General features: G+C 62.2%; 11 protein-coding genes. 5 read left to right on the forward strand and 6 right to left on the reverse strand.

Annotation, left to right across the window (positions count from 1 at the left end):
• The first annotated feature begins 48 nt into the window (after positions 1-48).
• Positions 49-1,527, forward strand: coding sequence for an aldehyde dehydrogenase family protein (locus DTP52_RS24300; protein ID WP_109755625.1), 1,479 nt, complete (start codon positions 49-51; stop codon positions 1,525-1,527).
• Positions 1,528-1,614: 87 nt separating this feature from the next.
• Positions 1,615-2,613: a helix-turn-helix domain-containing protein gene (locus DTP52_RS24305; protein ID WP_109755626.1), complete on the forward strand. Its 999-nt coding sequence runs from the start codon at positions 1,615-1,617 to the stop codon at positions 2,611-2,613.
• 277 nt (positions 2,614-2,890) lie between these two features.
• On the opposite strand, the gene DTP52_RS24315 is transcribed toward DTP52_RS24305, so the two are convergent.
• From DTP52_RS24315 to DTP52_RS24325, 3 genes are read right to left on the reverse strand one after another with little or no spacing between them, the layout of a single operon-like run.
• A complete protein-coding gene (locus tag DTP52_RS24315) occupies positions 2,891-4,294 on the reverse strand; it encodes an efflux transporter outer membrane subunit (protein ID WP_109755628.1) in 1,404 nt (467 codons plus the stop codon).
• Positions 4,291-7,431: an efflux RND transporter permease subunit gene (locus tag DTP52_RS24320; protein ID WP_109755629.1), complete on the reverse strand. Its 3,141-nt coding sequence runs from the start codon at positions 7,429-7,431 to the stop codon at positions 4,291-4,293. The genes DTP52_RS24315 and DTP52_RS24320 overlap by 4 nt, the downstream gene beginning before the upstream one ends.
• Positions 7,432-7,433: 2 nt before the next feature.
• Entirely contained in the window at positions 7,434-8,627 is a 1,194-nt protein-coding gene (locus tag DTP52_RS24325; protein ID WP_109755630.1) for an efflux RND transporter periplasmic adaptor subunit, read from the reverse strand.
• Between the two features lie 112 nt (positions 8,628-8,739).
• On the opposite strand from DTP52_RS24325, the gene baeS reads away from it, so the two are divergent.
• Positions 8,740-10,158, forward strand: coding sequence for a sensor histidine kinase efflux regulator BaeS (baeS, locus tag DTP52_RS24330; protein WP_109755631.1), 1,419 nt, complete (start codon positions 8,740-8,742; stop codon positions 10,156-10,158).
• A 3-nt stretch (positions 10,159-10,161) separates the two neighbouring features.
• Positions 10,162-10,845, forward strand: a complete 684-nt coding sequence (locus tag DTP52_RS24335) for a response regulator (RefSeq protein WP_109755632.1) — start codon at positions 10,162-10,164, stop codon at positions 10,843-10,845.
• A 131-nt stretch (positions 10,846-10,976) separates the two neighbouring features.
• Here the strand turns inward: DTP52_RS24335 and DTP52_RS24340 are convergent, their stop codons facing one another.
• The 3 genes from DTP52_RS24340 to DTP52_RS24350 all read right to left on the reverse strand — a co-directional run bounded on the left by DTP52_RS24340 (position 10,977) and on the right by DTP52_RS24350 (position 13,476).
• Complete coding sequence (locus DTP52_RS24340; RefSeq protein WP_109755633.1) at positions 10,977-11,426, reverse strand: hypothetical protein; 450 nt, start codon at positions 11,424-11,426, stop codon at positions 10,977-10,979.
• A 107-nt stretch (positions 11,427-11,533) separates the two neighbouring features.
• A complete protein-coding gene (locus DTP52_RS24345; protein WP_109755634.1) occupies positions 11,534-12,796 on the reverse strand; it encodes an ATP-binding protein in 1,263 nt (420 codons plus the stop codon).
• A complete protein-coding gene (locus DTP52_RS24350) occupies positions 12,793-13,476 on the reverse strand; it encodes a response regulator transcription factor (RefSeq protein ID WP_109755635.1) in 684 nt (227 codons plus the stop codon). Before DTP52_RS24350 ends, DTP52_RS24345 begins: the two co-directional genes overlap by 4 nt.
• Before the next feature lie 225 nt (positions 13,477-13,701).
• On the opposite strand from DTP52_RS24350, the gene DTP52_RS24355 reads away from it, so the two are divergent.
• A partial coding sequence (locus tag DTP52_RS24355; protein ID WP_305887898.1) for a POTRA domain-containing protein occupies positions 13,702-14,380 on the forward strand: 679 nt, incomplete at its 3' end.

The raw sequence follows: 14,380 nt of genomic DNA on the forward strand, positions 1-14,380 counted from the left end.
CCTTTACGTCGGAACGACGCGACCACCTGCCTCCAAGGGTAAAAGATTATGACGACTCAACCGCTCGCCCCCTACGCCATCAACGGCGATCAATACATCAACGGCGCTTGGCGTACCGGGCGCTCCACGCGCCGCCTGGACGACCGCAACCCCTTCAATGGCGAACCGCTGCTGGAGATGCCCCTGGCCTCGGTTGCCGATCTCGACGACGCCTATCAGGCCGCGCACCAGGCGCAGGCGGCTTGGGCACAACTGCACCCCATCCAGCGCGGTGCACAACTTGAAAAGCTCGCCCAGGTCATCCAGAACCGCCGCGAAGAAATCATCGACTGGCTGATCCGCGAGTCCGGCAGTACCCGGATCAAGGCAAGCATGGAATGGCAATTCACACTGAACCTGGTGCGTGAATGCACGACGATGCCGATGCAGGTCGAAGGTCGGATCCTGACCAGCTACAAGCCCGGCGAACAGAGTTTTGTCTTTCGCGAGCCCTTGGGTGTGGTGGGCGTGATCAGCCCATGGAATTTCCCGCTGTACCTGAGCATGCGCTCGGTGGTGCCGGCACTCGCCCTGGGCAACACGATTGTGCTCAAGCCCGCCAGCGACACCGCGGTGACCGGCGGATTGCTGATTGCCCATCTGTTTGAAGAAGCAGGCTTTGCGCAGGGGACGCTCAACGTCGTGGTCGGCGCGGGCTCGGAAATCGGCGATGCCTTCGTCGAGCACCCGGTGCCGAGCCTGATTTCCTTCACCGGCTCGACGGATGTGGGGCGCAATGTCGGCCGGATTGCCACTGGCGGCAAACACATCAAGCGCGTGGCCCTGGAGCTGGGTGGCAACGCACCGCTGGTGGTCCTGGATGACGCCGACATTGAAGTTGCCGCGCACGCCGCGGTGGTCGGGCGTTTCCTGCACCAGGGCCAGATCTGCATGAGCGTCAACCGGGTGATCGTCGACCGCTCGCTGTATGCCGACTTCGCGGCGCTGGTGGTCGAGCGCGTGCGCAATCTCAAGACCGGCGATCCCGCCCTGGCGGATACGGTGATCGGGCCGGTGGTCAATCAGAACCAGCTCGACGGCCTGCTGCATAAAATCGACAGGGCCCGCAGCGCCGGCCTCAAGCGCCTTTGTGGCGGCCCGGCATCCGGGCTGGTGTTGCCCGCCCATGTCTTCGGTGAAGTAGACGCCGATCAGGAACTGGCCCGCGATGAAACCTTCGGCCCCCTGCTGCCGTTGCTGGTCGCCGAAAACGAAACCCATGCATTGGCATTGGCCAACGCCAGCGAGTATGGCCTGTCCAGCGCCGTGTTCACCCGGGACATGGCCCGTGGCTTGAACTTCGCCCGTGGCATCGTGGCGGGCATGACCCACATCAACGACATCACCGTCGATGACCAACCCAATGCCCCGTTCGGTGGTGAAAAGAACTCCGGCCTCGGTCGCTTCAACGGTCACTATGCCCTGGATGAGTTTACCCGTGCCCATTGGGTAACCTGGCAGCCCGGAGGCCATCACTACCCGTTCTGAGCCTGTGGCCCCCTTGGTCAGACCCGGATCGGGCCAGTCGACCTTTGGCCCGGTCCGCCAGAAAACAATAAAAAACAGAGGCGAAAAATGAACCATCTAGCCTGCGTGTCCACCGATCAGGTTGTTCGCTCCGACCGCCTGATGAAGTGGAAAGAGTTCATGAGCGATCACCTGGGGCGCACGCCGGACTATATAAAACGGCTGGAATCGACCTTCATTGATCCGTTGCATGACAGCAACTTCCAGGGACGGCTGGAGTACGGAGACCTGGGCCAATTGCGCTTCTGTCGAATGACTGCCAGCGCCCATCGCTATTCACGCCACCTGAGCAAAGCGGTCGACGCCCTCGACACGCCGCGCATGTTGATCATGCAGGTGGCTGGCGTCAGTCATTTCGATCAGGGCCAACAAAGCAGCGTGCTGGCCCCTGACGAAATGCTCCTGGTCGACTGCGGCAAACCTTTCAACGTGACCAGCACGCAAGGCTGCGAACATTTCATCCTGCTGTTCCAAGGCGCACCCGGGCAACTCGCGCAAACCGGCGACATGCACCTTAACGGTCGCAATGGACTGGGGCGGATGCTGATGCACCTGATCAGCGATGCCTACAACCAATACCCCTTGCTGAACAACCATTCGGCCGGGCTGATCGGCGACAGCATCACCGGGCTGCTGGATAACGCGCTGAAGAACAAACAGGAAGAAAAGCAACTCGAACACGACTTTCGCTTCTTCAAGCAGAACCGTCTCAAGGCGTACATCGAGCGCCACCTGGCTGACCGCGACCTGACCATCGAACGCATCGCCAACGCCGAACAGTGTTCGGTACGCAGCCTGCACCGCGCCTTCCAGGATGAACTGGGGTGCAGTGTCAGCGAATACATCTGGCAGCGGCGCCTGTCGCGTTGTGCCGAAGACCTGCGCAACCGGGAACATGCCCATCGTTCGCTCACCGATATCGCCTACGCCTGGGGCTATGGCAGCAGCTCCCACTTCAGCCGGCATTTCAAATCGACCTTCGGCATGTCCCCTCGACTGTTTCGCGACACCGCGAGCGACAGCCGGGAGAAATCGACAGCGGCTTGAGGCTGTTGCCCATTCAGCCCTGTGGGAACCGAGCCTGCTCGCGATGGCAGTGGGTCAGCTTGCAATGCGGTTGAATGGGCCGGCGCTATCGCGAGCAGGCTCGCTCCCACAATTTTTTCCGCGTGGTTCTCAGGTACAGCATCCACCCAAAATCCCCTGTGGGAGCAAGCTTGCTCGCGATGGCAGTGGATCAGCTTGCAATGCTGTTGAATGGGCCGGCGCTATCGCGAGCCGGCTCGCTCCCACAGGTCCGGGTCATTGGCTTTACGCCCCCGCCCTACCCTTGATTCCAGCCTCCGCCCATCACCTTGTACAACGTCACGCGGTTGCTCTGCTCGGTCAGGCGCAAGGTGATCAGGTCCTGTTGCGCACTGTACAGGGAGCGCTGGGCATCCAGCGCTTCGAGATAGCTTTGCGAACCGCCGCGGTATAAAGCGTCGGAGAGCTCGAAGCTCTTGCGGCTGGCGTCGGTCAATGCCTGCTGGGCCTCGATGCGACGATCCAACGTGCTGCGCTCCGCCAGGGCATCGGCCACTTCCTTGAAGGCGTTCTGCAGTGTTTGCTGGTAGGTCTGCACCTGGATCTCGCGCTCGGTCTTGGCCGAGTCCAGTGTCGCGCGGTTACTGCCGGCATCGAAGATCGGCAGGCTGATGCTCGGGGCAAACGTCCAGGCACCACTGCCGGACTTGAACAGACCGGACAAGGCCGAGCTTGAGGAACCGGCATTGGCCGTCAGGCTGATGCTGGGGAAGAACGCCGCACGAGCCGCGCCGATGTCGATATTGGCGGATTTGAGCGAGTGCTCGGCGGCCAGCACATCCGGGCGGCGTTGCAACAGACTGGAGGGCAGTTCTGCCGGCACCTGCACCAGCGCCGCGGCCGACTCCAGGTTCGCGCCCGGCAGCAGCTCTTCGGGAATGTCGCTGCCTACCAGCAGGCGCAGGGCGTTGCGATCCTGCAGGATCTGGCTTTCATACGCCGCCGCGTCGACCCGGGCCGACTCCACGGTGGTTTGCGCCTGGGCCACGGACAGACCGGAGGAGCCGCCCAGGGCGTGGCTGCGCTGGGTCAGTTCGTAGGTCGCCTGCTGACTGCGCAAGGTCTCCTGGGCCAGGTGCAGACGCTCGTTGTCGGCCGCCAGGGTCAGCCAGGCGGTCGCCACCTCGGCCACCAGGCTGATCTGCGTGCTGCGCCGGGTTTCGGTCAAGGCCAGGTAGTCTTCCAGCGCTTCGTCCTGAAGGTTCTGCACCCGGCCGAACAGGTCGACTTCATAACTGCTCAACCCCAGTTGCGCACTGTAGTCATGGGTGGTGGCCGCCGAGCCCGTGTTGGACAACGAACCGGGCGTGCGACTGTGGGTACCACTGACGCTGGCATCGATCGAAGGCAGCGACTCGGCTCGCTGGATGCGGTATTGCGCCTGGGCCTTTTCAACGTTCAGGACGGCCAGGCGCAGGTCGCGGTTATTGCTCAGCGCCAGGGCCTGCAAGCGCGCCAGGCGACTGTCGGTGAAGAAGTGCTGCCACTCGATGTCGGCACTCACCTCCCCCTTGGGCGTACTGGTGGTTGGCAACCACTGCTCGGAGACCGGTGCCTCTGGGCGTTCATACTGCGGCGCCAGGTTCATGCAGCCACCGAGCAGCGTGAGAATGGCCAGCAAGGGCCAGCGGAACTTGATCATGCGTCACCTGATTGAGCGGATGGAACAGAGGTCGAAACCGGGGAAACGCGCTCGAAACGCCGACGGATCTGCACGAAGAACAGAGGTACGAAAAAGATCCCCAGCACCGTGGCGCAAAACATCCCTCCCAGCACACCGGTCCCAATGGCCTGGCGCCCGGCGGAACCGGCACCGGTACTCAAAGCCAGGGGCAAGACGCCGAACATGAACGCCAGGGACGTCATGAGAATGGGCCGCAAGCGTTGCCGCGCGGCAATCAGCGTCGCCTCGCGCAAGCTGTTGCCCTGTTCTTGCAGGTGCTTGGCGAATTCCACGATCAGAATCGCGTTCTTGGCCGCCAACCCCACGGTGGTCAACAGCCCGACCTGAAAGTACACGTCGTTGCTCAAGCCACTGAAACGGGTCGCCAGCACCGCCCCCACCACTCCCAGCGGTACCACCAGCAACACCGAGAAAGGCACCGACCAACTCTCGTAGAGCGCGGCCAGGCAGAGGAATACGAACAGCACCGAGATCCCGTACAGCAACGGCGCTTGCGAACCGGATAGACGCAATTGATAGGACTGCCCGGTCCATTCGTAACCGATGCCTTCGGGCAACTGTTTGACGATGGCTTCCACCGCATCCATGGCGTCCCCGGAACTGACCCCGGGCGCCGGGTCGCCAACCACCTCCAGCGAAGCGTTGCCGTTATAGCGCTCCAGCAACGGCGAGCCATAGCTCCACGAACTGCTGGCAAACGAGGAAAACGGCACCATCTCGTCATTGCTGTTGCGCACGAACCAGTGCTCCAGGTCGGCCGCCTGCATCCGCGACGAGGCCTCACCCTGGACGTAGACTTTCTTCACCCGGCCCTGGTTGAGGAAGTCATTGACGTAGGTGCCGCCCAGCGCCGTGGACAAAGTGGTGTTGATGTCGCTGGTGCTCAGGCCCAAGGCGCCGGCCTTGCGATCATCGATACTGACCTTGAGCTGCGGTGCGTCGTCCAGGCCATTGCTGCGTACCCCCAGCAGGCGCGGGTCTTTGTTGGCCAGATCGATGAGTTTCTCCCGCGCCGCCACCAGCGCATCATGTCCCAGGCCACCGAGGTCCTTGAGTTGCAGATCGAAGCCGGACGTCTGCCCCAGGCCCCGTATGGCCGGTGGCTGCATGACGAACACATTGGCATCGGCGATGCTCGACAGTGCCAGGGTCGCCCGTTGGGCGATGGCGGCCGCATCCTGCCCCGCCCCCGTGCGTTCACTCCAGTCCTTGAGCCGGATAAAGGCGCGGGCCGCGTTCTGGCTGTTGCCGTTCATGCCCAGGCCGGAAATGCTGATCAGCGCCTCGACTTCCGGTTGCTCGAGAAGGTAGCTTTCGAACTGCTCGACGACCGCCTGGGTGCGACTGTCCGTAGCCCCCACCGGTAACTGCACCTGGGCCATGAGGATGCCCTGGTCTTCATCGGGCAGAAACGAGGTCGGCAGGCTGGCATACCCCAGCGCCATTGCCAGCACCAACAGTCCATACACCAGCCAACTGCGGCGCCCACGTTGCAAAATAGCGCCTACCTGGCCTTTATAGGCCTCGGCACCACGTTCGAAGGTACGGTTGAACCAGCCGAAGAAACCGCCCTGGGCACCATGACCGTCGGACGGCTTGAGCAGCGTCGCGCACAAGGCCGGCGTCAGCGTCATGGCCACCAACACCGAAAGCACCATGGCCGAGACGATCGTGACCGAAAACTGCCGGTAGATGATGCCCGTGGAACCGCCGAAAAACGCCATGGGAATAAACACAGCACTGAGGACCAAGGCGATGCCCACCAGGGCGCTGGTGATTTCATCCATCGACTGGCGCGTGGCGTCCAGGGCCGACAACCGTCGCTCGCCCATTACCCGCTCGACGTTTTCCACCACCACGATCGCATCGTCCACCAGCAGGCCGATGGCCAGGACCATGGCGAACATGGTCAGGGTATTGATCGAATAGCCGAACAGCGCCAGTACGCCGAACGTGCCCAGCAGCACCACCGGTACGGTGATCGCCGGGATCAGCGTGGCCCGCAGGTTCTGCAGGAAAAGGAACATGATCAGCACCACCAGGACAATGGCCTCGCCCAGTGACTTGACCACTTCTTCGATGGACAGGCTGACAAAGGGCGTGGTGTCGTAGGCAATCACGTTCTTGAGTTGCATCTGCGCCGGATAGAACGGCTCCAGTTCCTTGAGCTTGGCCTTCACCGCTTCCCCCACGCTCAGGGCGTTGGCCCCGGCGGCGAGCTGGACGCCCATGGCGGCAGCAGGCTTGCCGTTGAGGGCAGAGCTGACGTCGTAGCTTTCACTGCCCAACTCGACCCGCGCCACATCCCCAAGCAGCACCACGGCCCCGTCGCTGGAGGACTTGACCACCACATTGCGAAACTCTTCGACGGTTTGCAGCTTGCTGCGGGCGCTGATGGTGGCATTCAACTGCTGCCCCTTCACCGCCGGCATGGCCCCCAGTTGACCGGCGGAAACCTCGGTGTTCTGCGCCTCCAGGGCACTGCTGATATCCGAGGGCATCAGCGCATATTTTTCCAGCAAGGCCGGGTCCAGCCAGATACGCATGGCATAGCCGGAGCCCAATGTCTGCACATCGCCGACACCGTCGAGGCGGCTGATGGAATCGAGCAAGGTGCTGGAGATGTAATCGCCGATCTGGGTACCGGTGACGCTCGGGTTGTCGGACACCAGGGCGGCAATCATCAGGAAATCCGAGCCGCCCTTGGTCACGGTCAGGCCCTCGCTTTGCACCGACTGCGGCAGCCTCGACTCGGCCTGTTGCAGCTTGTTCTGCACTTGCATCTGGGCCACGTCCGGGTTGGTGCCGGCGGTGAAGGTCAGGCTGATACTGGCACTGCCGTCCGAACTGCTGGAGGCCGACATGTAGGTCAGGTTATCCAGGCCCTTCATTTGCTGCTCGATGACCTGGGTCACCGAGTCCTCCACGGTCTTGGCCGAGGCGCCGGTGTAGGTCGCGGAAATGCGCACCGTCGGCGGCGCGATGTCCGGGTACTGTTCCAGGGGCAACTGGCTGATCGACAGCGCGCCGGCAAGCATGATGACGATGGCGATGACCCAGGCGAAAATCGGCCGGTCGATGAAGAAACGTGCCATGTTCAGCCCTCCTGCGCGATGGCGACAGGGGTCGCTTTCTGCGTACGGCTGCGGGTGCCGGCGTTCTGCGCCACCACGGCGTCACCGACCCGGACTTTTTGCCCGCCCTCGACAATCACCTGGTCTCCCGCGTTAAGCCCAGCCGTGACCCACCACTGGTTATCCACGGCGCGATCGATGCTCAGCACGCGCTGCTCGACCTTGCCATTGACCACCACCAGTACCGAAGTCGCGCCGCTGGCGCTGCGGGTCACCGCCTTCTGTGGGATCAGGATGGCCTTGTCATCCCGCGCCTGCTCCAGCACCGCCCGCACATACATGCCCGGCAGCAACAGCCGGTCCGGGTTGGCGATTTGCGCGCGCAAGGTCACTGTGCCGGTGCCCTCGTTGACGCTGACCCCACTGAACTTCAAGCGCCCTTCATGGGCGTAGAGACTGCCGTCATCGAGCTTGAGGCTGATCCGCGCCTCGCCTTCACCGTTGCTTTGCAGCACGCCGCTGGCCAAGTCGCGCTTGAGGCGCAGCAGCTCGGTGGTCGACTGGGTGACGTCTACATACATCGGGTCCAACTGCTGCACCGTGGTCAGTGCGCTGTCCTGGTTGGCGACTACCAGTGCCCCCGGAGTGACCGTCGAGGTTTCGATGCGCCCGCTGACAGGGGAACTGATGCGGGTATACGCCAGGTTGATGCGTGCGGTGTCGACATCGGCCTGGGCCACTTGCAGCTCCGCCTCGGCGGTCAGCAGGCTGGCCTGGGCATCCTCGTTGTCCTGCTGGCTGATGGCATCGATTTTCGCCAGTTGCGCGTCACGCCTGGCCGTGGCCTGGGCCGACTTCAGAGTGGCGCGGGCCTTGGCCAGGCTCGCCTGGGCTTGCGCCAAAGCGGCTTTGTAGGACGCCGCGTCCAATTGATACAGCGCCTGCCCGGCCTTGACCTCTGCCCCTTCGACAAACAGCCGCTGCTGGACAATACCGCCGACCTGCGGGCGTATCTCGGCGACCATGAACGCCTGGGTACGTCCGGCCAACTCAGTGGTCAGCGCCTGGCTTTGCGGTTGCACGGTGATCACCGAGACCTTGGGCGGTTCGGGTGTAGGCGCGGATTCGCCGGAGCAACCGCCCAACATGAACAACACGATCAAGCACACCAGGAAGGCGGCGGTCACCAGGGATTTGGCGAATAATTTGGTCGACATAAATGCCTCTGCAAGACGGATGGTTCAAGCCAGGCGCCATACTGCGAGGCAAATGTGCAGGAAAATTGAAGATTGCCCGCCGCCCTTGAATCTTCGTGGCGCCAGGGCCTAAATGGACGGGCCACTCACCGACCTGCCCGAGCCCATGAAACTGAGCATCTCCACCAAGCTGTTTATTGCCGTACTGGCCAGCGTGCTGTTCGTCATCCTGAGCATGGGCGTGGCCAACGGCTGGAGCTTTGGCAAAGGCTTTCTCGACTACCTCAACGAACAAGCCCTGTTGCGCATGACGCCGGTATTGCCGCGCCTGGCCAGCGCCTATGAGCGCGAAGGCAACTGGGAATTCCTGCGCAACCAGCCCGATCGCTGGTTCGAACTGCTGCGTCCGGAGCCGGGCGAAAACACCACCCACCCAGAACGGCCGCCCATGCCGATGTCCGATCTGACCGGCGCGGTGTTTCGTATCGCCCTGCTGGATCAGCAGAAACAGTTGGTAATGGGCTACTCGGCGATTGCCAACGACGCCTTGATGCGCCCGGTGCAAGTCGCAGGGAAGACCGTCGGCTGGCTGGCGGTGACGCCGTTCCAGAACGTGACCGAAGCTGGCGGCGAACGCTTTCGTCAATACCTGGTGCGCACCAGCCTGGCGGTGGGCGTACTCTCGTTACTGTTGGCAATGCTGATTGCCTGGTGGATCGCCCGCACCCTGCTTGACCCGGTCAAGCGCGTGGCCGCCGCCACCCACCGGTTGGCCGCCGGTGAATACAGTAACCGAGTGTCGGTGGCGTCCAATGACGAAGTCGGTCAGTTGGCCCGGGATTTCAACCAGTTGGCGTATACGCTGGAACGCAACGAAAAAATGCGTCGGGAATTCATGGCCGATGTGTCCCACGAACTGCGTACCCCGTTGTCGGTGCTGCGCGGTGAACTGGAAGCCATCGAAGACGGCGTACGCACCCTCGACCCGTCCTCGATGAAGTCACTGCAAGGCGAAGTCAGCATGCTCAGCAAACTGGTGGATGATCTCTACGAACTGTCCCTGGCCGATGTCGGCGCGCTGACCTACCGCAAGAGCGAATGCGATCTCAACGAGCTGTTGGAAAGTTGCGTGGCGATGTTCCAGGAGCGTTGCAATGCCCGACACCTGAGCCTGGAGCTGGAACTGCCAGCCCCGTCGCTACGCTTGGAGGCCGACCCCAAGCGCTTGCAGCAGCTGTTCAGCAACCTGTTGGAAAATGCCGTGCGTTATACCGACGAGGGCGGTGTGCTGCGTATTCGAGCCGCCGACGAGGGCGACACCGTGCGCGTCGACTTCCTGGACTCCGGTCCCGGGGTCGATGCCACCCAGTTATCACGGTTGTTCGAGCGTTTTTACCGCGGCGAAACCTCACGCAATCGCGCCAGTGGTGGCGCTGGCCTGGGGCTGGCCATCTGTCACAGCATCGCCCTGGCCCATGGCGGCAGCCTCAGCGCCGATCACTCGCCGCTGGGCGGCCTTTGGCTGACCCTGCGCCTGCCACGGAGCGCCTGAAGCATGGTCAATGACAGCCCGATCCTCATCGTCGAAGACGAACCCAAGCTGGCCGCACTGATGCGTGATTACCTGGTCGCCGCCGACTATGCGGTTCAATGCCTGGACAACGGGCTACAGGTGGTGCCGGCAGTCCGGGCCCACGAACCGCGGCTGATTCTGCTCGACCTGATGCTGCCAGGGCGCGACGGCCTGCAAGTGTGCCAGGAGCTACGCAGCTTCAGTGCCGTGCCGATCATCATGATCACCGCCCGCGTGGAGGAAGTGGATCGCCTGCTCGGGCTGGACCTGGGGGCCGACGACTACATCTGCAAACCCTTCAGCCCTCGGGAAGTGGTGGCCAGGGTCAAGGCGATCCTGCGCCGCAGCCCGCAACTGGTGGTCAACCAACCCGCGCGCCTGCTGATTGACGAAGACCGCTACCAAGCGTCACTCGATGGCATCGCCCTGGACCTGACGCCCTTGGAACTGCGCCTGCTCAGCACGCTGGCACAGTCCCCGGGGCGGGTGTTTTCCCGGGATCAGTTGCTCGACAGGATCTATTCCGATCACCGGGTGGTCACTGATCGCACCGTCGACAGCCATATCCGCAATCTGCGGCGCAAGCTCGAACAGGCCTGCCCGGCGGAAAACCCCATCGAATCGTTGTATGGCGTGGGTTATCGGTTTCAGCTTGCCTACGTCTGAAGCCTGCCAAAGCAGGCTGCCTTGACGAGCGCCCTTGCGTCGTGTGCGGATGCTGTGAACACCCACAATCCTCTGTGGGAGCGAGCCTGCTCGCGATAGCGGAGGGTCAGCGACACAGATGCTGAGGGTCTCTATTGATCCGCCGAATAGATAATGGTTTGCGCACTGCCCCCCGCAGCAGGCCGACGAGTGAAGTAGGTGTCGCCTTCGTCTGTCTGAATCTCGTAGTCGGCCTTGCTGGTCACACGACTCGATGCATCGGTGTGCTTGATGATTTTCAGCACCCGTTGGAACTTCACGCCTTGAGTACCGTTCTGGGCGGGGCCGGTGAGCACATTGACCTTCTGGAACCAGCCTTGCTGTTTTTTGTTCGACACCAGCGTGCCGGTCAACGCTTCAAAACGTTCAAGACGGGTAAACCCCCAGAGTGTCTGTTCCTCGACCACTTTGCCCGGCGTGGCGGAGCCAGTGAAGACAAACAGGTTGAGGCCCGGATTGTCTTCGCAGAAGAAGTCGTAGGGCACCAGACCGTCGACCATTTTCTTGCCGGGGACGAAGCCCTTCTTATGAACCAGAAACATGACCACCTCCACGCTGAAACGTCAGCAAACGCTGCTTGAGTTTGAACGCAAAGTCTACTGAGGCGGGGCGTACAGAGCCGTCAAGCCAATGTAATATCGTGTAAAGATCATGCCCAACGGGGCAAGCTGATTTCCACGGTCAACCCGCCGGACGGCTCATTGCGCGCGTGGATGGTGCCGCCGTGTATCTCCACGGCCCGCGAGGCAATGGCCAGGCCCAGGCCAAAGCCGGCACTGGCTTCGTTCAAGCCACGCTCGAACGGATTGAAGATGCTCTGTAGCCGCGAGTGTTCAACCCCCGGGCCCTGATCGCTGATCTGCACCGTCAGGCCGTCTACGCCGCCATTGACCTGGGCCACGACCATCACCGTGGTGTTTGGCCGGGTATGGCGCACCGCGTTTCGAATGACGTTCTCGAAACACCGATACAACAGCTCGCCGCTGACCCGACTGACAAACCCCGGGCACGCCTGCAGACTGACCTGGCACCCTTTCATCTGCGCTTCGAATCGAGCGTCCTCGACGATTAGCGACAGCAACTCGACGATATCGACTGGCTCGCGCTCGATACTCTCTGGTCGGCCCTGCAGACGCGCCAGGGTCAACAAGGCCTCGATCAGCGTGTCCATGCGCACCGACTCACGGTCGATGCGCTCCACCATTTCCTGGCGAGCCGGATCTTGCCGCAGCAGCCCGATGGCCGCCTGCATGCGGGTCAACGGTGAGCGCAGTTCGTGGGAAATGTCGTGCAACAAGTGTTGCTGGGCTTCTACCAACAGCTTCAACTGGTTGGCCATTCGGTCGCAGTCCTCGGCCAGATCGACGATTTCATCACGTCGCGCGCCCATGATCGGCTTGACCCGGGTTTCGAAGCGTCCTTGGGCCACGTCACTCATGGCGCGCCGAAGATAGGCCAGCGGCCATGCCAGGTAGAACGCCATGAAACCGCTGAACAGCGCGCTCATGACCGTGCCGATGATCAACGGCGTCCAGGGGCTTGGCCCTTTGTCGCGCTCTTGAGCCAGGGGATGGGTCGACTTGAGCAACAGTGCGGCGCCGTCCTTGCCGATGACCGATCGCGTGTAAGCCGGTTGCGCAACCGGTGCCCCGGCCAGCAATTGACCGGTACTGTCATACACGCCAACGGCCTGGTCAGCAGGGTGCTCCCAAACCGCCAGCAGTTGCCGGCCCGACTCCACGCCAAACTGGCGCAGGAGCTGTCCTTCAGCGGCCAGGATGGTTTCCAGATGAGGATCCCCTGGCCTGGAACTGCCCATCATCAGCAGGCCCAACCCGACCAGGAAGGTCAGGCTGGTGGCGAGCCAGAACGCCAGGAACAGTTTCCAGAACAGTCGGCTGGGCTTCATCATTCGGCAATCAACAGGTAACCGAGGCCACGCACGCTCTGGATCCAGGCCTTGGCGTCGGGACGCGGCCCCAACTTGTGGCGAATGCTGCTGATGTGCACATCGATGCGTCGGTCATAACGCGTCAAGGGACAGCCCAAGGCATTGAGCGACAGATTCTGTTTACTCACCACTTGCCCGGCACAGCGGGCCAGCTCCTCGAGCAAACTGAACTCGGTACTGGTCACCCCCAGCTCGCGCCCTTGCCAGAGCGCCTGCCGCTTGCCGGGCCACAGGACCAACGGCCCGGTCCTGATCACTTCGCTGGTTGACCGATCCGCCGGCTGCACCCGACGCATGATCGCCCGCAAACGCGCCACCAATTCCCCCGGTGAGCTGGGCTTGGGTACATAGTCATCGGCCCCCAGTTCCAGGCCGGTGATCTTGTCGATGTTGTCGCCACGGGCCGTCAGCAACACCACCGGCACCTGGCTCACGGCCCGAATGCGCCTGAGCACCTCGATACCCGACAGCCGCGGCAGCATCACGTCCAGCACCACGATGCTGTAGCGACCGGACAGCGCTTGAACCTCGCCCTCTTCCCCCGTATGCACCGCAGTCGCCTCGAAGCCTTCGCGCTCCAGGTATTGGCTGAGCATTCCCGTCAGTTCCTGGTCATCGTCGACTAGCAATACAGAGATCATGGGCCGCTCTTGAGTAGGTGTCAGCCCATTATCGCCCGTGTGCCACGCATCGTCATCGCCGCGGGCAAACCTTTACCTAACTTGACATTGGGTTAACCGCACCAAACGCGGCGAACTTTTATGCTTGCTCGCCACCAGCCCGCTCGCTCCCGCGGTGACTCGTCTTGCGGTGAGATATCCGCCTCCACCTACACCACTTGTCGATGTGTCCTGGATAAGATCTTGATGAATTTTTCGCGCCTGCTCTGCTCGGCTGCACTGCTGCTCAATGTCACACTGGCTCACGCCCAAGGGTTCAAGATTTCCGATATTCGCATCAACGGCCTCCAGCGCGTTTCCGCAGGCAGTGTGTTCGGGGCCTTGCCGTTGAACGTCGGTGATAACGCCGATGAGCGGCGCCTGGTGGAGTCCACGCGCGCGCTGTTCAAGACCGGCTTTTTCCAGGATATCCAACTGGGACACGACGGTGACGTATTGATCATCACCGTTGTCGAGCGACCGTCCATTGCCAGTATCGAGATCGAAGGCAACAAGGCGATCTCCACTGAAGACCTGATGAAGGGCCTCAAGCAATCCGGCCTGGCCGAAGGCGAGATCTTCCAGCGCGCCACCCTCGAAGGTGTGCGTAACGAGCTGCAACGCCAGTACGTTGCCCAGGGCCGCTACTCGGCCACTGTCGACACCGAAGTGGTGCCGCAGCCGCGCAACCGCGTCGGCCTGAAGGTCAACATCAACGAAGGCACCGTGGCGGCTATCCAGCACATCAACGTGGTGGGCAACACGGTTTTCCCGGATGAAGACCTGATCGACCTGTTCGAACTCAAGACCACCAACTGGCTGTCGTTCTTCAAGAACGACGACAAGTACGCCCGTGAAAAACTCTCCGGTGACTTGGAGCGCCTGC

Origin of the sequence: Pseudomonas sp. 43mfcvi1.1 (genome assembly GCF_900115935.1) — a bacterium.
Taxonomy (GTDB): Bacteria; Pseudomonadota; Gammaproteobacteria; order Pseudomonadales; family Pseudomonadaceae; genus Aquipseudomonas; species Aquipseudomonas bijieensis.